We start from the raw sequence: 25,799 nt of genomic DNA on the forward strand, positions 1-25,799 counted from the left end.
TTTTTATTTTCTCAGCTTTAGGACAACATCCTCATCAGGCGTCACAAATAATGTTTGCTGCTGATCATACGTGACAAAGCCCGGTTTTGCTCCGTTTGGTTTTTTCACATGCCGGATTTTCGTATAATCGACAGGGACGGAGCTTGATTCTTTTGCCTTCGAGAAGTAGGCAGCAATTTGTGCCGCTTCAAGCAAGGTTTGTTCATCAGGCGCTTTGTGACGAATGACGACATGTGATCCAGGAATATCCTTTGTGTGCAGCCAAATGTCATCACGAGCTGCCGCCTTTGTGGTCAAATATTCGTTTTGCTTGTTGTTTTTTCCAACGAGAATCGGAACACCTTGAGAAGATTCATATGCTTCAAGCTGAATGGCCGATGGCTTTTTCTTTTTGGCGTTGCGTTTTTGTTTGGGACGCAAATATTTTCCTTCCACCAGTTCTTCTCTTATTTCCTCTAAATCTTTTGGTGAGGCAGAGGACAGCTGCTGGATCAGCTCGTCAAAATATACAATTTCTTCATGTGTTCGCTCAATTTGTTCATTTACGGCCTCTACTGCATTTTTTGCCTTTTGGTATTTTGTAAAATACGCTTGTGCATTTTCAGAAGGGGTTTTGTTTGTTTTGAGCGGGATCGTGATCTCTCCGCCTTCTTCATCATAATAATTGATGACAGTCGCTTCTTTATCCCCTTTTTTAATCGCATATATATTGGCAGTAAGCAATTCACCATAAAGCTGATACTTATGCGCATTTTGAGATTCTTCAAGCGTTCTTGTTAGTTTTTTTAGCTTGTTTTCATTTTTCTTTTTTTCATTCACAACAAAGCGTTCAAGATCAGCCGCCTGCTGTTTGACTCTGTCTCTTTCAGCTTTTCCGAAATAAAAGCGGTCAAGTAGCTCACTAAGAGAATCAAACGTCTTCATGTCACCATCGACGTGCTGAAGTTCTAATAAATAAAAATACTCTTTCCCATCTTTTCTCGTGAGCTGAGGGGTAAAAGAATGCGCCTGAATGAGCTGAAACATCTCGAGCAATGTACTTGGAATCGTTTCCTGATTGGCAAGACCGGCCCTGTGGACAGCTTCCTTAGCAAACAGCGGAGAAACCCCGGAGAATGTATCGACAATTTGATTGGCGATTTTCCCTTCTTGAAAACGTAAATGCTTTAAAATATCTTCCTTCGTCACGTCAAAAGGATTCAGCTTTTGCTGTGCCGGCGGCAGAAGATATTGATGTCCGGGCAGCACCGTTCGATAGCTGTTCACAGATGGAGAAAGATGTTTCAGTCCGTCAATGATCTGCTCCGTTTCGTCCTCCACGAGAATTAAGTTGCTGTGCCTGCCCATAATTTCAATATACAGCTTACGGGTTTGTTCATCGCCAATTTCATTTCGGCTGCGCACGTGCAGCACGATCACCCGATCTAACCCAATTTGTTCAAAACGTTCAATGAACCCACCCTCAAGATGTTTTCTGAGGAGCATACAAAACATTGGCGGTTCGCTCGGATTATCATCATGGTGCTCAGTGAGCTGTACTCTTGCATAGCTCGGGTGAGCGGATAAAAGCAGCTTATGATTCTTCCCCTTTGACCGGATATGAAAAATCAGCTCATGCTTGTATGGCTGATGTATTTTCGAAATTCTTCCGCCAGTTAATGTTTCTTGCAATTCATTTGTCATACCGTATGTAAAAATGCCGTCAAATGACATGTTGGATACACCCTCTTCTTTCACACAAATCTACTGAAAGAACCTTACGTTTTCTCGTTCTTTAGGCAGTCTTATTATTATAGCATGATTTAGGACGAGTCTGAATAAACTGGCTTATAGAACACTGCATAAGAGAGAGAACAAAAGAGGAGTGGACGAGGTCAAATGAATTGGCATGAACTGAACCAAACCGATTTATTAAAAACAATGAATACATCGATAGGTGACGGACTGTCAGAAAAAGATGTGCAAAAGCGGCTTGAAAAGCATGGGCCAAATGAATTGCAGGAAGGGAAAAAGGCGTCGGCGTTCGTTATTTTTTTAGCGCAATTTAAAGACTTTATGGTGTTAATCCTGCTTGCGGCAACGATTATTTCTGCCTTTTTAGGTGAATATATTGATGCTGTGGCGATTGTGGCGATTGTGCTGATAAATGGTGTGCTTGGCTTTTATCAGGAACGCCGTGCGGAAAAGTCCCTCCAAGCACTAAAGGAATTATCAACGCCGCATGTCTATGCAAGGAGAAACAATGAATGGGTCAAGATCCCGTCGAAGCACCTCGTGCCGGGAGATATTGTGAAGTTTTCAAGTGGGGATCGAATTGGGGCAGATATCAGATTACTAGAAACAAAGAGTTTGGAAATCGAAGAATCTGCCCTCACTGGAGAGTCCATCCCAGCGGTCAAACATGCGAGTCCGCTCTCACGAGATCATGTCTCGCTTGGAGATTTGACGAACATGGCCTTTATGGGGACGCTTGTCACAAGAGGAAGCGGTGTAGGGGTTGTCATTGGTACAGGGATGAATACGGCGATGGGACAAATTGCCGGTATGCTGGATTCAGCAGGTAATATGGAAACACCGCTGCAAAGACGCCTTGAGCAGCTGGGGAAAATTTTAATTGTGGCTGCATTATTTTTAACTGTGCTTGTGGTTGTTCTTGGTGTGGTGCAAGGTCATGATTTGTATCATATGTTCTTAGCGGGTGTATCTCTCGCTGTTGCTGCGATTCCAGAAGGACTGCCAGCGATCGTCACTGTCGCACTTTCCCTAGGTGTGCAGCGGATGATTAAACAAAAATCCATTGTCAGAAAGCTGCCGGCTGTGGAAACACTCGGCTGCGCCTCGATTATTTGCTCAGATAAAACAGGCACAATGACACAAAATAAAATGACAGTGACACATGTATGGGCAGAGGGGAAAACGTGGAATATTTCTGGCACTGGGTACGAGCCGTCAGGTGATTTTACCTTAAACGGAGAACTTGTCCATGTAGACAAACATCCAAGCCTGCAAAAGGTGCTATTATACGGAGCGCTTTGTAATACATCAACCATCGTTGAAAAAGACGGAGAGATGAGACTTGATGGTGATCCGACAGAAGGAGCACTTCTAACCGCTGCGCGTAAAGCGGGTTTTACAGAGCAATTCATCGAAGCGGGATTTCGTGTGGTGGAGGAATTCCCTTTTGACTCTGAAAGAAAAATGATGTCAGTCGTCGTGGAAACGAATCAGAAGGAGCGGTATGTCATTGCCAAAGGGGCGCCAGATGTGCTGATGAACCGTTCAAGTCATATGATGCACGGCGGACGCACCGCCTCATTTTCAAAGGCCCACCGGCAAGAAACAGAAGCTGCCATTCAAGGTTTAGCAAGACAAGCGCTTAGAACCATTGCAATTGCATATAAAAAAGTAAGCCTGACAGAAAAAATCACATCTGTTCAGCAGGCAGAAACTGGCCTCACATTTATCGGTCTAGAGGGCATGATTGATCCACCTCGTCCTGAAGTGAGACGAGCGATTAAAGAATGCCGGGATGCTGGCATTAAAACAGTGATGATTACAGGCGATCACGTAGAAACGGCTAAAGCGATCGCTAAAGATTTAAGTCTCTTACCGAAGCAAGGAAAGGTGCTTGATGGAAAAGCTCTGGATCAGCTAAGCGACAAAGAGCTGGAGCAAACAGCAGAAGATGTGTACGTCTTTGCCCGTGTATCACCTGAGCATAAACTGAGAATTGTGAAGGCCTATCAAAAAAATGGCCATATTGTCGCGATGACAGGTGATGGGGTGAATGATGCGCCAGCGATTAAACAGGCGGATATCGGTATATCCATGGGGATTACCGGAACAGACGTTGCCAAAGAAGCTTCTTCTCTTATTTTGCTTGATGACAACTTTGCGACCATTAAATCCGCTATTAAAGAGGGCCGGAATATTTATGAAAACATTCGCAAATTTGTCCGCTATTTGCTGGCATCGAATGTGGGAGAGATTTTGGTCATGCTGTTTGCGATGCTTCTTGCGCTTCCATTGCCTCTCGTTCCAATTCAAATTTTGTGGGTAAACCTTGTCACAGACGGCTTGCCGGCTATGGCACTTGGAATGGATAAACCAGAAGGCGATGTCATGAAGAGAAAGCCGCGCAACATGAAAGAGGGGATTTTTGCAAGAGGGCTTGGCTGGAAGGTCATATCAAGAGGGTTTCTGATCGGGATTGCCACTTTGTTAGCCTTTATGTTTGTGTATCACCGTGATCCGAACAATCTTCAATATGCGCAGACGGTTGCATTCAGCACACTCGTTTTGGCGCAGCTCATTCATGTGTTTGACTGCCGCAGTGAACGGTCTATTTTTGAACGCAATCCATTCGGGAATATGTACTTGATCGGCGCCGTTGTGTCTTCCCTTCTGCTGATGCTTGTGGTCATTTATTATCCGCCGCTTCAGCCGATTTTCAAAACGGTGGCAGTCGCACCAGTCGATTGGCTTCTGATCATCGGTATGTCTGCATTGCCAACTTTTTTACTGGCAGGATCACTTTTGACAAGAAAAAAATAATTGGTTATGGTATAATTTTGAGGTAATAGTGTCTGCTATTACCTTTTTCATTTTATTAATATGAAAGAATTGGGTGTTTTCACATGATACGCAGTATGACGGGATTCGGCCAAGCGAGTAAAACGGATGGTGAACTGACAGTGTCAGTTGAGCTAAAATCGGTCAATCACCGTTTTAAAGAGGTTCATGCCCGTTTGCCGAGGCCGCTTTTATATTTCGAAGATACATTAAAAAAAATTATTCTTCGTCACGTGCAGCGCGGTCGAATTGAGCTGTTTGTTACGATTGAAGGCGGTAAACTTGCAAGCCGGTCTTTGCAGATTGACTGGCCGCTGCTTGATGAATATATGAAAGCCGCAAAAGACCTTGAGGACCGCTATCATATTTCAGGTATTCAGCATGCACATGACTTACTGAAGCTGGAACAGGCTGTTCAGGTGGAAGAGTCAGTCAGCCGTAATGAGCAGCTGGAGCATTTGCTGATAGACACTTGTGAAGAAGCTGTCAAGGAGCTTTGCTTTATGAGAGAGCAGGAGGGAACATCACTTCAAAAAGACTGTGAACTCAGGCTGTCTGAACTCGAGGCATTTACAGAAGAAATCAAAGTGTTTGCACCAGAGGTTGTGAGTCAGTACAAAGAACGATTGAATCAAAGATTGCAAGAATGGATCGGAGAGGCGCTTGAAGAGAGCAGACTGACCACAGAGGCGGCCATTTTTGCTGATCGCTGTGACATTACAGAAGAGATTACCAGGCTGAAAAGTCATTTTCAGCAGTTCCAGCAAATTTTGACGCAAGGTGGCGCTGCCGGACGAAAGCTTGACTTTCTTGTACAGGAGCTCAACCGTGAAGTGAACACGATTGGATCAAAAGCAAACCATCACCATTTAACAAAGCTGGTGGTTGAAATGAAAAGCGCTATTGAAAAAATAAAAGAACAAGTGCAAAATATAGAATAGTCATTGTGTATGCTGTTTACAGTGCGTCTCTTTCGGCGAGACTAGAGACGTTTATATTACAGGGGGACGAAAGAAGATGACCATAAAGTTGATCAATATCGGATTTGGAAACATCATTTCAGCGAATCGGATGATTTCGATCGTCAGTCCGGAATCAGCACCGATTAAACGAATGATACAAGACGCAAGAGATCGAGGCATGCTCATTGATGCGACATACGGAAGAAGAACCCGTGCTGTTGTCATTATGGACAGTGACCATGTCATCTTATCTGCCGTTCAGCCTGAGACTGTCGCGCAAAGACTTTCTGTAAAAGAAGAAATCATAGATGAAGGGCAGGGGTAATACGCCATTATGAAAGAAAGAGGACTTTTAATCGTTCTCTCTGGACCTTCGGGAGTTGGAAAAGGAACGGTCAGACAAGCCATTTTCTCCCAGGAAGATACGAAATTTGAATACTCTATTTCTGTGACAACCCGCAAACCGCGTGAAGGTGAAAGAAATGGTGTTGATTATTTCTTTAAAACCAGGGAAGAATTTGAACATATGATTGAAAACAAAAAGCTGTTAGAATGGGCAGAATATGTCGGGAATTACTACGGCACGCCTGTTGACTATGTAGAACAAACATTGAGCGAAGGAAAAGATGTTTTCCTTGAAATCGAAGTGCAAGGTGCACTTCAAGTAAGAGAAGCATTCCCGGAAGGTCTCTTTATTTTCCTTGCACCGCCAAGTCTTTCAGAACTTCAAAACCGCATTATTACACGCGGGACAGAATCTGAGGATCTCATCCGTAACCGAATGGCTGCTGCAAAAGAAGAAATTGAAATGATGGATGCTTATGACTATGTCGTTGAAAACGACGATGTCGAGCTTGCATGTGAAAGAATTAAAGCGATCGTCCTTGCAGAGCACCTGCGAAGAGACAGAGTCGCACCAAGATATAAAAAAATGCTGGGGGTAGAATAAACCATGTTAGATCCTTCAATTGACTCATTGATGAACAAACTTGACTCAAAATATACACTTGTCACAGTGTCTGCACGCCGTGCACGTGAAATGCAAATCCATCAAGATCAACAAATCGAAAACACAAAATCCTATAAATTTGTAGGGAAAGCTCTTGAAGAAATCGATGCTGGTCTTTTGACATTTGAAAAAGAAGAGCAAGAATAACATCGCTTCTGCCATGCAGATACGATACGTTCAAAAAAGTCAAAACTATGATTGGTTTTGACTTTTTTGAATTGTAGACGAATTTGTGAAAAAGGCCGTTAAGGGGGACAAACAAATGTTACAGTCGAAAAATATTTTACTCGGCGTCAGCGGAGGAATCGCCGTATATAAAGCAGCTGCACTCACTAGTAAACTCGTACAGGCAGGCGCAAACGTAAGAGTGATTATGACAGAATCTGCCCGTGAGTTTGTGTCTCCGCTCACCTTCCAAGCCCTATCTCGGCATGAGGTGTATGTGGATACATTTAAAGAAAACAATCCAAAAGTCATTGCGCATATTGATGTAGCTGACTGGGCCGATCTCATTCTTGTTGCCCCTGCAACAGCACATACCATTGGTAAAATGGCCGCAGGACTTGCTGATGATATGCTCACAACGACCTTGCTTGCTTCAACAGCTCCTGTATGGGTTGCACCGGCTATGAATGTGCACATGTATGACCATCCAGCTGTCAAGCGGAACATCCGCACTTTATATGAAGACGGCTACCGGTTTATAGAGCCAAGTGAAGGCTATTTAGCATGTGGCTACATTGGAAAAGGACGCTTAGAGGAGCCTGAAAAAATTGTTGAACACATCCGTGCGTTTTTTGATGAGCCAGCCAGCTTGCCGCTTTCAGGTAAAAAAGTCGTGGTCACAGCTGGCCCTACACGAGAAGTGATCGACCCTGTTCGTTTCCTTTCAAATCGATCTTCTGGGAAAATGGGCTATGCCATTGCAGAAGCTGCCGAGCAAATGGGGGCTGATGTCACGCTCATTTCAGGACCTGTTTCGTTAACTGCGCCTGAGCATGTGGATGTGGTGCAAGTGGAATCGGCTGAGGAGATGTATCAAGCAGCGTTAGAGGTGTACGAGAAAGCAGATATAGTGATTAAATCAGCAGCCGTTGCCGATTATACGCCTGTCACGACGTATTCTCATAAAATGAAAAAACAAGACGGTGAACTAGCGGTTGAATTTAAGCGGACGAAAGATATTTTAAAAGAGCTTGGGAAAAGAAAAGAACATCAGGTGCTAGTCGGCTTTGCAGCTGAGACGCAGGATGTAGAATATTATGCGAAAAAGAAAATCGAATCCAAGCATTTAGATATGATTGTCGCGAACAATGTTGCAGCAGAGGGCGCAGGCTTTGGCACAGATACAAATGTCGCAGCATTGATCAAAGCAGACGGAACAAAAAAAGAGCTGCCAATGATGAGCAAAAAAGACCTTGCCTTTGAAATCTTACAGGAGGCAAAGCAACTGCTGCCAAAAGAGCGTGATCGAGCATGATTGCTGAAGTGATCGTCGATGTCACAACGAAAGCCATTGACAGGCCATTTGACTATCGTGTGCCAGACCGCTTTAAAGGCCTTGTCAAGGCTGGTATGAGGGTAGTGGTTCCTTTTGGCCCAAGGAAGATTCAAGGGTTTGTGACAAAAATCAAAGAAGAAACAGACGTACAGTCAGGAAACATCAAGGACATTGTCGATTTATTTGATTTATCTCCTGTTCTGACAGATGAGCTATTGGAGCTTTCCCACTGGCTGACGGAAAAAACATTGTCCTATCATATTACGGCGCTTCAATCGATGCTCCCAGCAGCGATGAAAGCCAAATATGAAAAAGAAATTCAGGTGTTATCAGCTGAGGAACTTCCGCAGTCATTGAAAGAGCTTTTCGGTCAGCAAGAGAGCATCCTTTACGCTGACATTCCGCCTGAACAGCTGAAGCCTATTCAAAAGCATGTCCAAAAAGGCCATCTAGAAGTCAGATATCACGTCTCACAAAAATCCGGAAAGAAAAAGGTGCGGACACTTCAGATAGCAGTTACGAAAGAAAAACTTGAAGAAAAACAGAAGCAGTTAAAGAAAAATGCGGTGAAACAGAAGGCGCTGCTTACCTTTTTATTTCAAGCGAATGAAACGACGTTTTTAGCAAAAGATTTGCAGCAACAAACAGGTGCTAGTTCTCAAACGATAAAAGCCTTGATTCAAGAAGGTCTGTTAACAGAAAGCTATGAAGAGATTTATCGAGATCCTTATCGGGATAGGGAGTTTACACCATCTACTCCTCTTGATCTCACAACAGAGCAAGCAGAAGCGGCAAAACCCATTCATCAAGCAGTGAGCGATGACAAACATGAAACGTTTTTACTGCACGGAGTCACAGGAAGCGGTAAAACCGAAATTTATTTACAGACGATTGATCATGTCCTCCAAAAGGGAAAAGAAGCGATCGTCCTAGTTCCTGAAATTTCATTAACGCCTCAAATGGTCCAGCGTTTTAAAGAGCGCTTCGGGTCCAATGTGGCTGTCCTTCATAGCGGCTTATCGACTGGGGAAAAATACGATGAATGGCGGAAAATCCACCGCAAGGAAGTCAAGCTTGTCGTTGGCGCAAGATCGGCTGTTTTTGCCCCGTTTGAGAATCTAGGAATGATCATTATAGATGAAGAACACGAATCGTCATATAAACAAGAAGAAATGCCTCGGTATCATGCGAAAGATGTGGCCATTGAACGAGCAGGGCGGCACCAATGTCCGGTTGTATTAGGCAGTGCAACGCCTTCACTTGAGTCATATGCTCGTGCGAAAAAGGGTGTGTATACACTGCTGACGCTCAAACGGCGCGTCAATCAGCAGCAGCTGCCGCACGTTTCGTTAATTGATATGAGAGAAGAATTAAGAAACGGCAACCGCTCCATGTTCTCAGAAGAATTAATGCTCAGGTTAAAAGAAGTACTTGAAAGGAAAGAGCAGGCGGTTTTATTTCTCAATAAAAGAGGTTATTCATCCTTTGTGATGTGCCGAGATTGCGGATATGTGGAACAATGTCCTCATTGTGAGATCTCTCTCACTTATCACCGCTTTCAAAAACGGCTGAAGTGCCATTACTGCGGTCACGAAGCTCCTGTACCTGCAGAATGTCCAGAATGCCATAGTGAGCATATTCGCTATTTTGGTACAGGCACGCAGCGTGTGGAAGAAGAGCTGACGAAGGTATTACCAGAAGCAAGGGTCATCCGAATGGATGTAGATACAACCTCTCGAAAAGGTGCGCACGAAAAGCTTCTCACGTCCTTTGGCAACAAAGAAGCGGATATACTGCTTGGGACGCAAATGATTGCAAAAGGCTTAGACTTCCCAGATGTTACACTTGTCGGTGTCCTTAGTGCGGATACGTCTCTTCATATCCCTGATTTTCGTTCAAGTGAAAAAACGTTTCAGCTTCTTACACAAGTAAGCGGACGTGCGGGACGTCATGAAAAAGCGGGGTCAGTCATTATTCAATCATATACACCTTCGCATTATAGTATTGAATTAACCAAACAGCATGATTATGAAGCCTTTTATGAGCAGGAGATGTTGCACCGTCGTCATCAGTCCTATCCGCCATTTTATTTTTTGGCGATGGTGACTGTATCACATGAAGAAGTGACAAAGGCAGCGCATGTCACGGACAAAATTGTTCAGTTCCTGAAAATGAATTGTGCACCGAATACAAGAATTCTCGGTCCTGCTGCTTCTCCAATCGCTAAGATCAAAGATAGATATCGATATCAATGCGTGATAAAATACAAAAGGGAAAATGAACTGGCAAGTTTATTACGAAAAATACAAGATCATTATCAAAAAGAAATGGAACAAAAACAGTTGATGATATCAATCGATATGAATCCATATATGATGATGTAAAACGGAGGTCTTTTCGTGGCAATCAAACCGATAGTCTTACATCCTGCAGACGTGCTTGAACAACAAACAGAGCTTGTTGATACATTCGATAAAAAACTGAAAAAACTGCTGGATGATATGTATGATACAATGCTTGAACTAGATGGAGTCGGCCTAGCCGCACCACAAATCGGCATCTCAAAAAGAATCGCCGTGGTCGATATCGGAGAAGATTCTGGGAGGATTGACTTAGTAAATCCTGAGATTCTTGATGTGGAAGGGAGCCAGACAGACATTGAAGGCTGCCTGAGCTTTCCATCTTTGTACGGAACGGTTGAAAGACCAAATTATGTGAAGGTGAAAGCCTTTGATAAGAAAGGCAAACCATTTACAATAGAAGCAGAAGGATTTTTAGCAAGAGCTTTATTGCATGAAATTGATCACTTAGACGGCGTATTATTCACGTCGAAAATCATTCAAACGTATACAGAAAAAGAACTTGCGGAAATGGAAGGGTGAAGAAAATGGCACGTATCGTATTTATGGGAACCCCTGATTTCTCAGTACCTGTGCTGCAAACACTTATAACAGAAGGATATGAAGTTGTCGGGGTCGTCACACAGCCTGATCGCCCGAAAGGCAGAAAACGAGTGCTCACGCCGCCTCCTGTAAAAGTAGAAGCCTTAAAACACGGCATTCCAGTTTTACAGCCTGAAAAGGTACGTCTTGATGAAGAAATTGATAAAGTGCTTGCGTTAAAGCCAGATTTGATCGTAACAGCAGCGTTCGGACAAATTTTGCCAAAAAGATTACTTGATGAACCTGAATTTGGCTGTATCAACGTTCATGCCTCACTGCTGCCAGAACTAAGAGGCGGTGCACCGATCCATTATGCGATCCTGCAAGGCAAAAAGAAAACAGGCGTGACGATCATGTATATGGTAGAAAAGCTTGATGCAGGTGACATGATTAGCAAAGTAGAAGTAGAAATTGATGAATTAGACAACGTCGGAACACTGCATGATAAATTAAGTGTGGCTGGTGCGGCGTTATTAAAAGACACAGTTCCAAATGTGTTAAGCAGGTCTATCTCGCCAATTCCGCAAAATGAAGAGGCAGCAACGTATGCACCAAATATTAAGCGGGAGCAGGAAAGATTAGACTGGACCAAGCCAGGAGAAGAGCTTTACAACCAAGTTCGCGGCTTAAATCCATGGCCAGTTGCCTATACTGAATGGAACGGTGCTAACTTAAAAGTATGGGAAGCGAAAAAAGTCCCGCTTCAAGCACCAGAAGAACCTGGGAAAGTGATTGAGCTTCAAAAAGAAGGACCAGTCGTTGGAACAGGAAATCAGCAAGGCCTTTTATTAACGAGTGTACAGCCCGCTGGAAAGAAAAAAATGAGCGGTGAAGACTTCTTAAGAGGCGCAAATATCGAAATTGGACAGAAATTAGGGTTAATCAATGAAGAAAAGTAATGTGAGAGAAGTAGCACTAGACGCTTTGATCAAACTCGAACAAAATCAAGCCTACAGTAACTTGCTTTTGCAGTCAGTGATGAAAGAGAAAGAACTCTCCGATCAAGACAAACCGCTATTAACAGAACTTGTATACGGTACACTGCAAAACAAGCTGGCACTTGATTATATGCTCACACCCTTTGTGAAAAAACCGCAAAAAGTGGCTCCTTGGGTCATGCAGCTTTTGCGGATGTCTCTTTATCAAATGGTCTACCTTGAAAAGATTCCAGATCGTGCTGCCATCCATGAAGCAGTGGAACTAACGAAAAAGCGCGGACATAAAGGTATTTCTTCACTAGTCAACGGCGTTCTTCGTTCTGTGCAAAGAGAAGGCGTGCCATCATTTGATGCGATCAAAGATCCGGTAAAAAGGCTTTCGATAGAGACAAGCCATCCATTGTGGCTCGTACAAGAATGGGTGGAGGCGTACGGTTTTGAAGCAGCAGAAAGCATGTGCCGTATTCATTTAGTCCCGCCAAAGCAGACATTGCGTGTCAATCAAATGAAAAAAAACCGCACTGCACTGCAGCAAGAACTCATGGATGCAGGAATCGAAACAGAGCTCGGCGACTTATCTGAGGATGCACTCAAACTCATGAAAGGATCTATCGTATCCACTCCTTTCTTTCAAGAGGGCTTTGTCACGATTCAAGATGAAAGCTCCATGCTTGTCGCAAGAGCGCTGGACCCTCAGCCGGGAGAAATGGTGCTTGATGCCTGTGCCGCTCCTGGTGGTAAATCAACACATATCGCAGAGCGAATGAACGATGAGGGGAACATTGTGTCTCTTGATTTACATGAGCACAAAGTAAAACTGATTAAACAGGCAGCAAAGCGTCTGAACTTAACGCATATTGAGGCAAAAGCGCTTGATGCAAGAAAAGCATCCGACCATTATGATGATGCTTCGTTTGACCGTATTCTCATTGATGCACCATGTTCAGGTTTTGGCGTCATCAGACGAAAACCAGATATGAAATATACAAAGTCCTCGGAAGACTCAGCAAGACTTGCGACAATTCAGCAATCGATCTTGCATGAAGCAGCCCAGCTGCTAAAGCCAGGCGGAACCCTTGTATACAGTACATGTACAATGGATCCAACAGAAAATCAACAAGTGATTCATGCGTTTTTACAAGAACACCAAGACTTCGAACCCGATCTATCTCTTAATGAACGGCTGCCTGAGCAGGTTGCTCCGTTTGTTCAAAACGGAAGTGTACAAATTCTTCCTCATTATTTCGGAACAGATGGTTTCTTTATTTGCAGCATGAGAAAGAAGGGATAAAAAATGACAGAACAAAAACAAAAAGTAAGAAAAGAACTGAAGACAGATATGCCGTCGATCTACTCATTTGAGCTAAACGAAATCAAAGAATGGTTAAAGGAACAAGGCGAAAAGCCTTTCCGTGCAACACAAATTTTTGAGTGGCTTTATGAAAAACGCGTCACATCCTTTGATGAAATGTCTAACCTTTCAAAGGAATTAAGAGAAAAATTAAAAGATCAATTCGCCATCACGACTTTAAAAACAGTGATCAAACAAACATCTCAAGATGGAACGATCAAGTTCTTATTTGAATTACACGATGGCTATACCATTGAAACCGTGCTGATGCGCCACGAATACGGCAACTCTGTCTGCGTCACAACACAGGTTGGCTGCCGGATTGGTTGTACATTCTGTGCATCTACACTTGGCGGTTTGAAACGTAACCTTGAGGCGGGAGAAATTGTGGCCCAAGTATTGAAAGTACAACAGGCGCTTGATGAAACAGATGAACGCGTCAGCTCAGTTGTCATCATGGGAATTGGCGAACCGTTTGATAACTTTGATGAAATGCTTGCATTCCTTAAAATCATTAACCATGATAACGGCTTAAATATTGGAGCACGTCATATTACCGTTTCGACGAGCGGGATCATTCCAAAGATTTATCAATTTGCGGATGAGCAAATGCAAATCAACTTTGCTGTCTCCCTGCACGCACCAAATACTGACATTCGAAGCCGCCTCATGCCGATCAATAAGGCATACAAGCTGCCAAAATTAATGGAAGCTATTGAATACTACATTCAAAAAACAGGCAGACGCGTGAGCTTTGAATACGGTCTGTTTGGCGGAGTCAATGATCAAGTCCATCATGCAGAAGAACTTGCTGATTTATTAAAAGGAATCAAATGCCATGTAAACCTCATCCCGGTGAACTATGTACCAGAAAGAGATTACGTGAGAACACCAAGAGAACAAATCTTCCTATTTGAAAAAACGCTGAAAGAACGAGGCGTAAACGTAACGATTAGACGAGAGCAAGGCCATGATATTGATGCTGCTTGCGGTCAGCTAAGAGCGAAGGAGCGTCAGGAAGAGACGAGGTGACGAATGTTGATAAGGGCAGCCTTTCAAACCGATACAGGAAAAGTCCGTCAGCATAATGAAGATGATGCAGGTATTTTTGAAGCAAAAGAAGACACACTTCTAGCTGTTGTAGCAGATGGAATGGGAGGTCATCTTGCTGGTGATGTAGCCAGCAAGATGGCAGTTTCTTCTTTAAAAGAATACTGGCAGGAAACATCTTCAATTCCAAATAAACCAGCCGATCAAGAAAATTGGTTAATCTCAAAAATTAGCGACATTAATGACCAAGTATACGAACATGCGAAAAACAATGAGGAGTGCCAAGGAATGGGGACGACCATCGTTTGTGCGCTCGTTCATTTGCAAACGGTCACAATAGCCCATATTGGTGACAGCCGCTGCTATTTGCTAAGAGAAGGCGCGCTAACCCAATTAACAGATGATCACTCACTAGTGAATGAGTTAGTGAAAACAGGAGAGATTTCAAAAGCGGATGCAGAATATCATCCAAGAAAAAATGTGCTGACCAAAGCGTTAGGAACGGATAAACACGTTCAAATTGATGCACGAACTTTTGAAGTGGACCCAGGAGATCAAATTTTGCTTTGCTCAGACGGATTATCGAATAAAGTAGAAGAAGAGCATTTGATTCAGATTTTATCGCAAACAACCGCACCAGATGAAAAAGTAACAGAGTTAGTTCAAACAGCGAATGACAACGGCGGTGAAGATAACATTACAGCAGTACTGTTAGAAATCTCCTCCCAAACAGAGGAGGGTGACAGCAAGTGTTGATCGGAAAAAGGATCAGCGGCCGTTATCAAATTCTTCGCGCCATAGGCGGAGGCGGAATGGCCAACGTTTATTTGGCGGAGGATATGATTTTAGATCGCGAAGTGGCGATTAAAATTTTACGGTTTGACTTTGCAAGCGATGATGATTTTATTAGACGGTTCCGGAGAGAAGCGCAATCAGCAGCCAGCTTAGATCATCCGAATATTGTCAGTATCTACGATGTAGGAGAAGAAGATGACATTTATTATATTGTCATGGAATATGTCGAAGGGATGACGCTGAAAGAATACATACACGCCAATGGACCGCTTCATCCAAAAGAAGCCGTTCGCATTATGGAGCAAGTCGTTGCGGCGATGGAAGAAGCCCATGCGAAACAGCTCGTCCATCGAGACATTAAGCCTCACAATATATTAATAGACAACTTGGGGAATATCAAAGTCACTGATTTTGGCATCGCCATGGCGCTTAGCTCAGCGACCATTACCCATACGAATTCTGTTCTTGGCTCCGTGCATTATTTGTCCCCAGAGCAAGCGCGCGGTGGTCTTGCAACGAAAAAGTCAGACATTTATTCACTTGGTATTGTTCTTTATGAGCTGATTTCAGGACACATGCCATTTGAAGGAGAATCCGCTGTCAGTGTCGCACTGAAGCATTTGCAATCAGAGCCGCCATCTGTGAGAAGGTGGAATCCTTCTGTACCACAAAGCGTGGAGAACATCATTTTAAAAGCGATGGCCAAAGATCCATTCTATCGATACGAAGATGCATCTGAAATGCAAAAAGACTTAAAAACGGTTTTTGACCCTGCAAGACTAAAAGAAAAGCGCTTTGTCATTGAAGAAGATCATGAAGCAACAAAAGCCATTCCTATTATAAAAGATCATCAAGTCGATCAAGACAATGAAAAAACAGCCGTCCACCCGGTTCAAAAACCAAAGAAAAAAGAGAAACAAAAGCCGAAGAAAAAACGGAAAAAATGGCCGTGGATTGTAGCGTCGATCTTATTTGTTTTGACGGCTGCGACCATTTTAGCGATCACGGTCTTCCCAGGATTACTCTTTCCAAAAGACGTAGAGGTAACCGATGTTTCTGGCATGACGGTTGAAAAAGCGGAAGATACCTTGAAGAAAGCCGGATTTACCGTCGCTTCTGAACCCATTGATATTGCCGATGAAACCATTGAAAAAGGGCTGGTTGTCAAAACAGACCCGAAAATCGGAACTAAGGTAAAAGAAGGGACAGAAATTCAGCTTTATCAAAGTACAGGTAAAGAAAAAACCGAATTACCTGATGTAACAGGTGAAAAGGTCGAGAAAGCAAAAGAACGATTAGAGAAAAAAGGGTTTAAACAGGTTGTTGTAGAGGAAGTGAATGATAATGACACAGAATCAGGCATTGTCATGGAACAGAAACCTTCCGCGAATACAGAACTTGTCGCAGCAGATGAAGAAGTCACATTGACCGTCAGTATAGGCCCTGCCGATATTACCTTACGGGATTTAACGACGTATAGTAAACAGGCCGCATCAAATTATCTAGAGGATAATGGACTAAAGCTAGATGAAAAAGAAGCATATTCTGACGATGTGCCAAAAGGTGAGGTCATGAAGCAGGAACCAGGAGCGGGGACTGCTGTTAAACCTGGTGATACGGTTAAAATTACGTTCTCTCTTGGCCCAAAAGAGAAACCGGCTAAAACGGTGACTGAAAAGATTGCGATCCCCTATGAACCAGAAACAGAAGGACAAGAAATGAATGTTCAAATATCCATTGACGATGCAGAACATAGCATTTCTGATTTATATGAAACCTTTAAAATCACTGCGCCCACTGAGCGAACGATTAAATTTAAGATAGAACCTGGTCAAAAAGGATACTATCAGGTGACAGTGGATGATAAAGTAGTAAGCTCCAAAACGATTGAATACCCTGATGATGAATAAAGGAGGGACTTTATGCCTGAGGGCAAAATTATTAAAGCATTAAGCGGATTTTATTATGTGCTGGATGAGTCTCTAGAAAGCGGCAAAGTAATTCAGTGCAGAGCAAGAGGGATTTTTCGTAAAAACAAAATAACCCCTCTTGTTGGAGATTATGTCGTCTATCAAGCAGATAACGATAAGGAAGGCTATTTGCTGGAAGTAAAAGAGCGGACCAATGAGCTGATTCGGCCGCCTATTAGCAACGTTGATCAAGCGGTGCTCGTTTTCTCAGCAGCAGAGCCGACCTTTAGTACATCGCTGTTAGACAGATTCCTAGTGCTTGTTGAAGAGAGCCAGATTGAACCGATAATCTGCATCACAAAAATGGACTTGCTGAAAACAGAGCAAGAGCGAGAAACGATTCAAGCCTATGCAGAAGACTATCGCCAAATTGGATACGACGTTCATTTAACATCGACGATCGAAGGGGATGGAATTGAAAAGCTGACCCCGCATTTCCATCACAAGATTACTGTATTTGCAGGTCAATCAGGTGTAGGGAAGTCTTCTCTCTTAAATGCGATGAGTCCTGATTTAGCACTGAAAACAAATGATATTTCCTCCCATCTTGGCAGGGGGAAACATACAACAAGACATGTGGAACTCATTCGAACGGCTGAAGGGCTCATTGCTGATACACCAGGATTCAGCTCGCTTGAATTTACAGGTATCGAAGCGGAAGATTTAGGGCTCTATTTCTTAGAAATCAGAGAGAAGAGTGCAGAATGTAAATTCAGGGGCTGTTTGCACGTAAAAGAGCCTGGATGTGCGGTAAAAGAGGCAGTAGAACACGATCGCATCAGAGAGTATCGCTATCAGCATTATTTAGAGTTTTTAACTGAAATTAAAGACAGAAAGCCGAGGTACTAAATCATGGTTTATATTGCCCCATCCATTTTATCAGCCGATTTTGCCAATCTGGAGAAAGATATCCGTGATGTGGAACAAGGTGGAGCGGATTATATTCATATTGATGTGATGGACGGTCATTTTGTACCGAATATGACATTTGGACCAAATGTAGTGGAGGCGATCAGGCCGCATACAAAGCTGCCGCTCGATGTTCACTTAATGATTGAGCAGCCAGACCAGTATATCCCTGCATTTGCAAAAGCGGGCGCTGATATTATTTCTGTTCATGTTGAAGCGTGTCCACACTTACATCGCACGATTCAGCATATAAAAGAACAAGGTGTCAAAGCAGGGGTTGTTTTAAACCCGCACACACCCGTTTCTCAAATCGCGCATGTATTAGAGGATGTTGACCTTGTCTTATTCATGACGGTGAACCCTGGTTTTGGCGGACAGGCGTTTATTCCTTCTGTTCTCTCAAAGGTAAAAGAAGTAAAGACACTTAGTGAACAAAAAGGCTTAACTGATTTACTTATTGAAATAGATGGCGGTGTCAATGTAGAGACAGCAAAGAGCTGCAAAGAAGCAGGCGCTAATCTACTTGTTGCCGGCTCAGCGGTATATGGGAAAGACGACCGCGCGGCGGCCATTCAGGCCATTCGAGAAGCATAAGAAAAAGAACCAAAGTCATTGTGATCTTTGGTTCTTTTTCAATGGAGAGGAGCGTAATCATGCACATACATATCGTAGCCGGCGGTCCTTCTGCGTACATCCCGCCGCTTGATCATGAAGCATCTGAGGAGGACATTCTCTGGGTCGGCGTAGATCGGGGAACCCTTTTCTTACTAGAGCATGGCATTGTACCTGACAGAGCATTTGGTGATTTTGATAGTGTGACAGAAGAAGAGCTTCATGAACTGAAAAAGAAATTGCCTGCACTCAATTTATTTCAGGCAGAGAAAGATGAAACGGATTTAGAACTTGCGCTGAACTGGTCTTTGCGTCAGAATCCAGCACATATTCAAATTTACGGCATCACAGGCGGAAGAGCAGATCATTTTCTTGGGAATATCCATCTCCTTTATAAAGGCATTCAGCACAAACAGAGCATGACCCTTGTAGATAAACAAAATATCATTCAAATGTTTGGACCTGGTACATACGAAATCAAACAAGACCCGGATAAAAAATATGTGTCGTTTTTGCCCTTCGGTACATCGGTTGAAAAGCTGACATTAAAAGGTTTCAAATATCCTCTGAAAAATTGTCATATTGAGCCTGGTTCCACACTATGTATTAGTAACGAACTCATCCACTCAAATGGTACTTTTTCTTTTCATGAAGGCATATTAATAATGGTAAGAAGCAAAGATTGACCAACCTATCAATGTGGATGGCTGATTAAGCTCAATTGTGCTGCAAGCGGTACTTTTAGGAGGGGGACAAAATGAAATTTTATACAATCAAACTGCCTAGATTTCTTGGCGGCATTGTCCGTGCGATGCTTGGTTCATTTAAGAAAGATTAATGAGTAATCTCCTTTATTTCCACATAAAAACGCCTGCTACATTTAACTGTAGCAGGCGTTTACTCTTGCTTATACACGCTCAACTTTACCAGATTTCAAAGCTCGAGCTGATACATATACTCTTTTAGGCTTACCGTCCACTAGAATACGAACTTTTTGAAGGTTCGCGCCCCATGTACGTTTTGTAGAGTTCATTGCGTGAGAACGGTTGTTCCCAGCTTTTGTTTTTCTGCCTGTAATAACGCATTTACGTGCCATTTGTTTCCCTCCTAACTGCGAAAACATCATCATATTCTTCATATACGTACTTAGAGATGCCTCAAGATACTTTAATAATTTACCACAGCTTCAAGGGGTTTGCAAGGATTGTTTGCACCTCTTTCAAGAAAAATACCTTGACATCTTGATAAAAATTCAAGGCTATAGTATAAGTAGGATTGGGTCGGATTGAATGATTTCTTTTAAAAAGAAGGGTCTTATAGTAAAATAGTGATAACTCAGGGCAATTTCTCAAAAAGGGGGAACCAATGTGTCCATTGAACTTAGAACGAAATACGGACAAATTGATATATCAAATGAAGTCATTGCAATGGTGGCAGGAGGCGCTGCGATCGATTGCTATGGTATTGTTGGCATGGCGTCCAAAAATCAAATAAAGGACGGCTTGACGGATATTCTCCGCAAAGAGAACTTCAGCCGGGGTGTTCTTGTGCGTCAAAAAGAAGATCGCATTCATATTGATATGTACATCATCGTTGGCTACGGTACAAAAATATCAGAAGTCGCACATAATGTTCAAACGAAAGTCAAATATACGATTCATCACACGATTGGACTTTCAGTTGACTCAGTCAACATTTATGTACAAGGAGTAAAAGTTACGAACCCGTAGTAAGGAGGAAATATATTGTCTATTAGAAATCTGGGTGGCCGCTCATTTGCAAAAATGATTCTTGCAGGTGCTCACCATCTTTCTCAAAACGCACAAATTGTTGATGCGTTAAATGTTTTTCCAGTGCCAGACGGAGACACGGGGACAAATATGAATTTGTCAATGACTTCAGGGGCAAAAGCAGTTGAAGAAACAAATACCGATCACATTGGTAAGGTCGGGGTGGCTCTGTCGAAAGGGCTGTTAATGGGGGCAAGAGGAAACTCAGGTGTGATCCTGTCTCAGCTCTTCAGAGGTTTCAGCAAAAATATAGAACAAAAAGAAACAATTGACGCAAAAGAATTTGCGCTTGCCTTGCAGGCCGGCGTTGATACAGCATATAAAGCCGTCATGAAACCGATTGAAGGAACCATCTTAACGGTTGCAAAGGACGCAGCAAAGAAAGCGGTTGCTGTTTCAGCAACAGAAGACCAAATCGATCGTGTGCTTGAATTAACGATTGAGGAAGCAAGAGCATCACTGGACCGCACGCCAGATCTCCTTCCTGTTTTAAAAGAAGTCGGCGTTGTAGATAGCGGCGGTAAAGGGCTTCTTTGTGTATATGAAGGTTTCCTTGCTTCATTAAGAGGAGAAGAGCTTCCTCCTAAAACGGCCTCTTTGCCAACATTAAAAGAATTAGTGAGTGCAGAGCATCATAAAAGTGCACAAAGCCATATGAACACAGAAGATATTGAATTTGGCTATTGTACAGAATTTATGGTGAAATTCGAAGAAGACAAACAGTCCTTTGACGAAAATGCCTTCAGAGAAGAATTAAGCGAATTCGGAGATTCACTTCTTGTGGTATCTGATGATACGCTTGCAAAAGTTCATATTCATGCAGAGCAGCCAGGAGATGTCTTATCATATGCACAGCGCTATGGCAGCTTAATTAATATGAAAATTGAAAACATGAGAGAGCAGCATAGCTCGATCGTCAATGAAGAAAAAGATCACTCGCCTGCTACACCAAAAGCAACAGCTGCTGAAAAACAGCGTTTTGGAGTAGTGAGTGTCGCAATGGGAGAAGGGATTGCTGACTTGTTTAAAAGTATCGGAGCATCCGTCGTCATTGAAGGCGGACAGACGATGAATCCGAGCACAGAAGACATTGTCAAAGCAATTGATAGCATTCATGCCGAAACCGTCTTTATCTTACCTAATAATTCTAATATTGTCATGGCAGCTAAACAGGCGGCAACTGTCTCAAGTCGTGAGGTCGTTGTTATTCCGACAAAGACCGTTCCTCAAGGAATGTCGGCACTTCTTTCTCTCAATGAAGCAGCTTCAAATGAAGACAATGAAGCAGCGATGTTAGAAGCGATTGATCATGTGAAAAGCGGCCAAATTACCTTTGCAGTGAGAGATACCCAAATTGATGGGATCGACATTGCCAAAGGCGACTATATGGGCCTATACAATGGAAAAATCACCTTAACAGCTAAAAATCAATTAGATGCAGCAAAAGAGCTTTTGACCCAAATGGTGACAGAAGATGATGAGATTGTCACAATCATCAAAGGGGAAGATGCATCATCTGATGAGATGGAAGCTTTAGAAGCATATATTGAAGACACATTTGAAGATGTAGAAGTTGAAGTCCACGATGGAAAACAGCCGCTTTATTCATATATTTTGGCTGTTGAATAAAGAAAGAAGGGCACATGAAGCCCTTCTTCTTCTTTTGCATTTTTTTACTATGTGTTCATCGGTGAAATGAGTTGCGGGAATCGAATGAATCCATTAGTCTAAAGGGAGTAACAAACCAATCTGTGATTGGTGATGAGAGGGGAAGACCTATGAAATTTAGAAGTGTGTTTGATATTATTGGACCCGTCATGATTGGTCCATCAAGTTCGCACACGGCGGGTGCGGCTCGTATTGGAAGAGTGGCTCGCAGCTTGTTCGGAAGGGAACCGAAACGAATTGTTGTGTCGTTTTATGGCTCTTTTAAAGATACGTATAAAGGACACGGGACAGATGTAGCCATTATCGGCGGTGTTCTTGACTTTGATACATTTGATGAACGAATTAAAACAGCGATTGATATTGCAAAAAGCAAAGAAATCGACATTGAGTTTAAAGAAGAAGATGCGGTACCAGCGCATCCAAATACAGCAAAAGTAGAAATTTCAGATGCGAATGGAAGCCTTGAATTAATCGGGATTTCCATTGGCGGAGGTAAAATTGAAATCACAGAATTAAATGGCTTTGAACTGAGACTCTCAGGGAATCATCCGGCCATTCTTGTGGTTCATAACGACCGCTACGGGACGATTGCAGCAGTTGCCAATGTGTTAGCGAAATTCGCCATCAACATTGGTCATATGGAAGTGGCACGTAAAGAGGTCGGGCAAGAAGCACTCATGACGATTGAAGTGGATCAGAATATTGATCCAGCGGTTTTAACAGAGCTTGAGACGCTGCCAAACATTATTCAAGTCACACAAATTGCAGAGTAACAACAAGGAGGTTATGTATGATGTTTAAAAACGTCAAAGAACTCGTGCAGCTAACAGAAGAACGGAATACCTCCATTTCAGAAATTATGATTACTCAAGAAATGGAAGTGACAGGGAAGTCACGTGAAGACATTTTCTCGCAGATGTACCGCAACCTAGAAGTGATGGAACAGGCCGTTGAAAACGGATTGAAAAGTGTGAAATCATTATCTGGTTTAACAGGCGGGGATGCGGTGAAACTTCAAGCATATATCGCATCAGGCAAAACATTGTCTGGTCATACCATTTTAGATGCCGTGAGTAAGGCAGTGGCAACAAATGAAGTGAATGCAGCAATGGGAACGATCTGTGCAACGCCTACAGCTGGCTCTGCAGGTGTTGTGCCAGGAACGCTCTTTGCGGTGAAAGAAACATTAAAGCCAACAAAGGAACAAATGGTCAGATTCCTATTTACATCTGGTGCATTTGGTTTTGTTGTCGCCAATAACGCAAGTATCTCTGGTGCAGCAGGCGGCTGTCAGGCAGAAGTAGGATCTGCATCAGGTATGGCAGCAGCAGCCATTGTAGAAATGGCAGGCGGTACGCCGCAGCAATCCGCTGAAGCCATGGCCATCACCTTAAAAAATATGCTGGGTCTTGTTTGCGACCCAGTCGCAGGACTTGTAGAAGTGCCATGTGTGAAACGAAACGCAATGGGCGCTTCTAATGCGATGATTGCAGCAGATATGGCACTTGCCGGCATTACAAGTCGCATCCCTTGTGATGAAGTCATTGATGCGATGTACAAAATTGGTCAAACGATGCCAACCGCTCTTCGTGAGACTGCACAAGGCGGACTTGCTGCAACACCGACAGCTAGGGAGCTTGAAAAGAAGATTTTCGGAGGTGTGACCTCATCTCGTGATACAGAAATTGCAAGATAAGATCTCTGCCCTCAAAGGGATTGGAGAAGAAACAGAAAAAACACTAAATGAACTTGGAATCTACACAGTAGCCGATTTACTCGGCTACTTTCCTTATCGATATGACGACTATGAGCTTCGCAACTTAGAAGAAGTCAGACATGACGAACGTGTCACAGTTGAAGGAAAAGTGCACAGTGAGCCCGTTCTCACCTATTATGGAAAAAAACGAAGCAGGCTGACATTCAGGCTGCTTGTCGGTCGTTTTTTGATTACAGCCATATGCTTCAATCGACCTTATTTAAAACGAAGTCTTGTTTTAGGCGATACGGTATCCGTCACAGGGAAGTGGGATAAAAACCGGCAATCCATTATGGTTCAGGAATTTAAAAAAGGAACACACGAACAAGATGGCAGTATAGAACCTGTTTATTCGGTCAAAGAAAATGTAACCGTGAAGATGATGAGGCGTTTTGTGAAACAAGCGTTGTCACTCTATGTAGATCATGCTGAAGATCCACTGCCAAAGCAACTTGTAGCTGCTTATAAACTCATGTCTTATCATGAAGCACTAAAAACCATTCATCTCCCTGAAACGAGAGACTCGCTCAAGCAAGCAAGACGACGCTTCGTGTACGAGGAATTTCTCATCTTTCAGCTGAAGATGCAGGCGATCAGAAAAAAAGAACGAGAAAAAACATCAGGCATCCAGCATCCGTTCTCAAAAGAGGCGGTCTTTGAGTTTGTTCATAGCCTGCCGTTTCCGCTGACAAAAGCACAATCAAGAGTGCTTGATGAAATTATGTCTGATATGGCATCCCCGTACCGGATGAACCGGCTTCTTCAAGGTGATGTTGGATCGGGGAAAACAGCTGTAGCGGCAATTGCCCTTTATGCCGCTCATTTATCCGGCTTTCAAGGTGCGCTGATGGTGCCAACTGAAATCTTGGCTGAACAGCATGCCGATTCACTGTATCAGCTATTTGAAAAATGGGGGCTAAATATTGCTCTTTTGACGAGTTCAGTGAAAGGAAAGCGCCGCAGAGAACTGCTTGAACGTCTGAAAGAGGGAGATATTGATATTTTAGTCGGCACGCATGCCCTTATCCAGGACGAAGTGGAATTTCAGCAGCTTGGTCTTGTTATTACAGATGAACAGCACAGGTTCGGCGTGGAACAACGGAAAAAGCTGCGAAGCAAAGGGCAGGACCCAGATGTTTTGTTTATGACCGCAACGCCGATTCCAAGAACGCTTGCCATCACAGTATTTGGAGAAATGGACGTCTCAGTCATTGATGAGCTGCCAGCCGGCCGAAAGCAGATTGAAACGTATTGGGTGAAGCATGACATGCTTGAGCGGATTCTTGCTTTTGTTGATAAAGAGCTGAGAAAAGGCAGACAAGCGTATATTATTTGTCCACTTATAGAAGAATCAGACAAACTGGATGTCCAAAATGCGATTGATGTTCACAGCATGCTGACAGAGGCGTATCGGGGAAAATGGTCGATCGGCTTAATGCATGGGAAACTTGCCAGTGATGAAAAAGATCAAGTGATGAGAGATTTCACTTCCAATGAAGTGCAAATCCTTGTGTCAACGACAGTTGTTGAAGTTGGTGTCAACGTGCCGAATGCGACCATCATGGTCATTTATGATGCGGACCGCTTTGGACTGTCACAGCTTCATCAGTTAAGAGGCCGGGTCGGACGCGGAGAGCATCAATCTTTTTGTATTTTAATGGCGGACCCTAAATCAGAGACCGGTAAAGAGCGCATGCGGATCATGTCTGAAACAACGGATGGCTTTGAACTGTCTGAAAAGGACTTAGAACTAAGAGGCCCTGGCGACTTCTTTGGCAAGAAACAAAGCGGAATGCCTGAATTTAAAGTGGCAGATATGGTTCATGACTATAGAGCGCTTGAAACCGCTAGAAAAGATGCGGCAGAGCTCGTGCAGTCTGAAGCCTTTTGGACAGAACCTGAATACAAAGAACTTAGGCAAACACTCGTAGACAGCGGTGTGCTAGGCGGAGATAAATTGAGCTGATCAAGTGC

General features: G+C 43.2%; 24 protein-coding genes. 22 read left to right on the forward strand and 2 right to left on the reverse strand.

The window, feature by feature from the left end:
- Positions 1-3 precede the first annotated feature (3 nt).
- On the reverse strand, positions 4-1,713 hold the full coding sequence (locus V7L95_RS14435) for an NFACT RNA binding domain-containing protein (RefSeq protein WP_076821734.1): 1,710 nt from the start codon (positions 1,711-1,713) through the stop codon (positions 4-6).
- A gap of 165 nt (positions 1,714-1,878) precedes the next feature.
- On the opposite strand from V7L95_RS14435, the gene V7L95_RS14440 reads away from it, so the two are divergent.
- From V7L95_RS14440 to spoVM, 17 genes are all read left to right on the forward strand, one after another.
- Positions 1,879-4,554 carry a calcium-translocating P-type ATPase, SERCA-type gene (locus tag V7L95_RS14440; RefSeq protein ID WP_007499684.1) on the forward strand — a complete coding sequence of 892 codons (2,676 nt, stop codon included), beginning with the start codon at positions 1,879-1,881 and terminating at the stop codon, positions 4,552-4,554.
- Positions 4,555-4,637: 83 nt separating this feature from the next.
- Positions 4,638-5,513, forward strand: coding sequence for a YicC/YloC family endoribonuclease (locus tag V7L95_RS14445; RefSeq protein WP_007499682.1), 876 nt, complete (start codon positions 4,638-4,640; stop codon positions 5,511-5,513).
- A gap of 76 nt (positions 5,514-5,589) precedes the next feature.
- Positions 5,590-5,859, forward strand: coding sequence for an extracellular matrix/biofilm regulator RemA (remA, locus tag V7L95_RS14450; protein WP_008344898.1), 270 nt, complete (start codon positions 5,590-5,592; stop codon positions 5,857-5,859).
- Between the two features lie 9 nt (positions 5,860-5,868).
- Entirely contained in the window at positions 5,869-6,483 is a 615-nt protein-coding gene (gmk, locus tag V7L95_RS14455) for a guanylate kinase (protein ID WP_007499680.1), read from the forward strand.
- Between the two features lie 3 nt (positions 6,484-6,486).
- Entirely contained in the window at positions 6,487-6,690 is a 204-nt protein-coding gene (gene rpoZ, locus V7L95_RS14460) for a DNA-directed RNA polymerase subunit omega (RefSeq protein ID WP_008344896.1), read from the forward strand.
- Positions 6,691-6,805: 115 nt separating this feature from the next.
- Positions 6,806-8,023, forward strand: a complete 1,218-nt coding sequence (gene coaBC / locus V7L95_RS14465; protein WP_008344895.1) for a bifunctional phosphopantothenoylcysteine decarboxylase/phosphopantothenate--cysteine ligase CoaBC — start codon at positions 6,806-6,808, stop codon at positions 8,021-8,023.
- Entirely contained in the window at positions 8,020-10,428 is a 2,409-nt protein-coding gene (gene priA, locus V7L95_RS14470; RefSeq protein WP_050827252.1) for a primosomal protein N', read from the forward strand. The genes coaBC and priA overlap by 4 nt, the downstream gene beginning before the upstream one ends.
- Before the next feature lie 15 nt (positions 10,429-10,443).
- The gene (gene def, locus V7L95_RS14475) at positions 10,444-10,926 is read left to right on the forward strand and encodes a peptide deformylase (RefSeq protein WP_008344891.1); all 483 of its coding nucleotides are present in this window, start codon (positions 10,444-10,446) and stop codon (positions 10,924-10,926) included.
- 5 nt (positions 10,927-10,931) lie between these two features.
- Positions 10,932-11,885 (forward strand): methionyl-tRNA formyltransferase, encoded by a 954-nt coding sequence (gene fmt / locus V7L95_RS14480; RefSeq protein WP_017359336.1) that lies wholly within the window; start codon positions 10,932-10,934, stop codon positions 11,883-11,885.
- A complete protein-coding gene (gene rsmB / locus V7L95_RS14485) occupies positions 11,872-13,215 on the forward strand; it encodes a 16S rRNA (cytosine(967)-C(5))-methyltransferase RsmB (protein ID WP_081114473.1) in 1,344 nt (447 codons plus the stop codon). The genes fmt and rsmB overlap by 14 nt, the downstream gene beginning before the upstream one ends.
- 3 nt (positions 13,216-13,218) lie before the next feature.
- Entirely contained in the window at positions 13,219-14,307 is a 1,089-nt protein-coding gene (gene rlmN / locus V7L95_RS14490; protein ID WP_017367222.1) for a 23S rRNA (adenine(2503)-C(2))-methyltransferase RlmN, read from the forward strand.
- A gap of 3 nt (positions 14,308-14,310) precedes the next feature.
- The gene (locus tag V7L95_RS14495) at positions 14,311-15,081 is read left to right on the forward strand and encodes a Stp1/IreP family PP2C-type Ser/Thr phosphatase (protein WP_034647887.1); all 771 of its coding nucleotides are present in this window, start codon (positions 14,311-14,313) and stop codon (positions 15,079-15,081) included.
- Entirely contained in the window at positions 15,075-17,030 is a 1,956-nt protein-coding gene (pknB, locus tag V7L95_RS14500; protein WP_340966962.1) for a Stk1 family PASTA domain-containing Ser/Thr kinase, read from the forward strand. The genes V7L95_RS14495 and pknB overlap by 7 nt, the downstream gene beginning before the upstream one ends.
- A 12-nt stretch (positions 17,031-17,042) precedes the next feature.
- On the forward strand, positions 17,043-17,939 hold the full coding sequence (rsgA, locus tag V7L95_RS14505; RefSeq protein ID WP_017367225.1) for a ribosome small subunit-dependent GTPase A: 897 nt from the start codon (positions 17,043-17,045) through the stop codon (positions 17,937-17,939).
- Positions 17,940-17,942: 3 nt separating this feature from the next.
- Positions 17,943-18,593, forward strand: coding sequence for a ribulose-phosphate 3-epimerase (gene rpe / locus V7L95_RS14510; RefSeq protein ID WP_017367226.1), 651 nt, complete (start codon positions 17,943-17,945; stop codon positions 18,591-18,593).
- A gap of 59 nt (positions 18,594-18,652) precedes the next feature.
- Positions 18,653-19,297 (forward strand): thiamine diphosphokinase, encoded by a 645-nt coding sequence (locus V7L95_RS14515; protein WP_210552426.1) that lies wholly within the window; start codon positions 18,653-18,655, stop codon positions 19,295-19,297.
- A 71-nt stretch (positions 19,298-19,368) separates the two neighbouring features.
- The gene (gene spoVM, locus V7L95_RS14520; protein WP_008354550.1) at positions 19,369-19,449 is read left to right on the forward strand and encodes a stage V sporulation protein SpoVM; all 81 of its coding nucleotides are present in this window, start codon (positions 19,369-19,371) and stop codon (positions 19,447-19,449) included.
- Between the two features lie 69 nt (positions 19,450-19,518).
- Here spoVM and rpmB read toward each other — a convergent pair whose 3' ends face one another.
- On the reverse strand, positions 19,519-19,707 hold the full coding sequence (gene rpmB / locus V7L95_RS14525) for a 50S ribosomal protein L28 (protein ID WP_003212514.1): 189 nt from the start codon (positions 19,705-19,707) through the stop codon (positions 19,519-19,521).
- Positions 19,708-19,978: 271 nt separating this feature from the next.
- Here rpmB and V7L95_RS14530 point away from each other — a divergent pair, with 271 nt between their 5' ends.
- The 5 genes from V7L95_RS14530 to recG all read left to right on the forward strand — a co-directional run bounded on the left by V7L95_RS14530 (position 19,979) and on the right by recG (position 25,791).
- Positions 19,979-20,341 carry an Asp23/Gls24 family envelope stress response protein gene (locus tag V7L95_RS14530; protein ID WP_241511892.1) on the forward strand — a complete coding sequence of 121 codons (363 nt, stop codon included), beginning with the start codon at positions 19,979-19,981 and terminating at the stop codon, positions 20,339-20,341.
- Positions 20,342-20,356: 15 nt separating this feature from the next.
- Entirely contained in the window at positions 20,357-22,030 is a 1,674-nt protein-coding gene (locus V7L95_RS14535; RefSeq protein WP_008344868.1) for a DAK2 domain-containing protein, read from the forward strand.
- A gap of 149 nt (positions 22,031-22,179) precedes the next feature.
- Complete coding sequence (gene sdaAB, locus V7L95_RS14540; RefSeq protein WP_008344864.1) at positions 22,180-22,842, forward strand: L-serine ammonia-lyase, iron-sulfur-dependent subunit beta; 663 nt, start codon at positions 22,180-22,182, stop codon at positions 22,840-22,842.
- A gap of 20 nt (positions 22,843-22,862) precedes the next feature.
- Complete coding sequence (gene sdaAA / locus V7L95_RS14545) at positions 22,863-23,765, forward strand: L-serine ammonia-lyase, iron-sulfur-dependent, subunit alpha (RefSeq protein ID WP_340969059.1); 903 nt, start codon at positions 22,863-22,865, stop codon at positions 23,763-23,765.
- Positions 23,743-25,791, forward strand: coding sequence for an ATP-dependent DNA helicase RecG (recG, locus tag V7L95_RS14550; protein WP_241511893.1), 2,049 nt, complete (start codon positions 23,743-23,745; stop codon positions 25,789-25,791). Before sdaAA ends, recG begins: the two co-directional genes overlap by 23 nt.
- Positions 25,792-25,799 lie beyond the last annotated feature (8 nt).

Origin of the sequence: Bacillus sp. PPSBB_11, from assembly GCF_038023285.1 — a bacterium.
GTDB classification, from domain to species: Bacteria; Bacillota; Bacilli; order Bacillales; family Bacillaceae; genus Bacillus; species Bacillus altitudinis.

Coding starts and splice junctions, on each gene's coding strand:
- V7L95_RS14435 (WP_076821734.1), bottom strand. CDS start 1,713: ATGTCATTTGACGGCATTTTTACATACGGTATGACAAATGAATTGCAA.
- V7L95_RS14440 (WP_007499684.1), top strand. CDS start 1,879: ATGAATTGGCATGAACTGAACCAAACCGATTTATTAAAAACAATGAAT.
- V7L95_RS14445 (WP_007499682.1), top strand. CDS start 4,638: ATGATACGCAGTATGACGGGATTCGGCCAAGCGAGTAAAACGGATGGT.
- remA (WP_008344898.1), top strand. CDS start 5,590: ATGACCATAAAGTTGATCAATATCGGATTTGGAAACATCATTTCAGCG.
- gmk (WP_007499680.1), top strand. CDS start 5,869: ATGAAAGAAAGAGGACTTTTAATCGTTCTCTCTGGACCTTCGGGAGTT.
- rpoZ (WP_008344896.1), top strand. CDS start 6,487: ATGTTAGATCCTTCAATTGACTCATTGATGAACAAACTTGACTCAAAA.
- coaBC (WP_008344895.1), top strand. CDS start 6,806: ATGTTACAGTCGAAAAATATTTTACTCGGCGTCAGCGGAGGAATCGCC.
- priA (WP_050827252.1), top strand. CDS start 8,020: ATGATTGCTGAAGTGATCGTCGATGTCACAACGAAAGCCATTGACAGG.
- fmt (WP_017359336.1), top strand. CDS start 10,932: ATGGCACGTATCGTATTTATGGGAACCCCTGATTTCTCAGTACCTGTG.
- rsmB (WP_081114473.1), top strand. CDS start 11,872: ATGAAGAAAAGTAATGTGAGAGAAGTAGCACTAGACGCTTTGATCAAA.
- rlmN (WP_017367222.1), top strand. CDS start 13,219: ATGACAGAACAAAAACAAAAAGTAAGAAAAGAACTGAAGACAGATATG.
- V7L95_RS14495 (WP_034647887.1), top strand. CDS start 14,311: ATGTTGATAAGGGCAGCCTTTCAAACCGATACAGGAAAAGTCCGTCAG.
- rsgA (WP_017367225.1), top strand. CDS start 17,043: ATGCCTGAGGGCAAAATTATTAAAGCATTAAGCGGATTTTATTATGTG.
- rpe (WP_017367226.1), top strand. CDS start 17,943: ATGGTTTATATTGCCCCATCCATTTTATCAGCCGATTTTGCCAATCTG.
- V7L95_RS14515 (WP_210552426.1), top strand. CDS start 18,653: ATGCACATACATATCGTAGCCGGCGGTCCTTCTGCGTACATCCCGCCG.
- spoVM (WP_008354550.1), top strand. CDS start 19,369: ATGAAATTTTATACAATCAAACTGCCTAGATTTCTTGGCGGCATTGTC.
- rpmB (WP_003212514.1), bottom strand. CDS start 19,707: ATGGCACGTAAATGCGTTATTACAGGCAGAAAAACAAAAGCTGGGAAC.
- sdaAB (WP_008344864.1), top strand. CDS start 22,180: ATGAAATTTAGAAGTGTGTTTGATATTATTGGACCCGTCATGATTGGT.
- sdaAA (WP_340969059.1), top strand. CDS start 22,863: ATGTTTAAAAACGTCAAAGAACTCGTGCAGCTAACAGAAGAACGGAAT.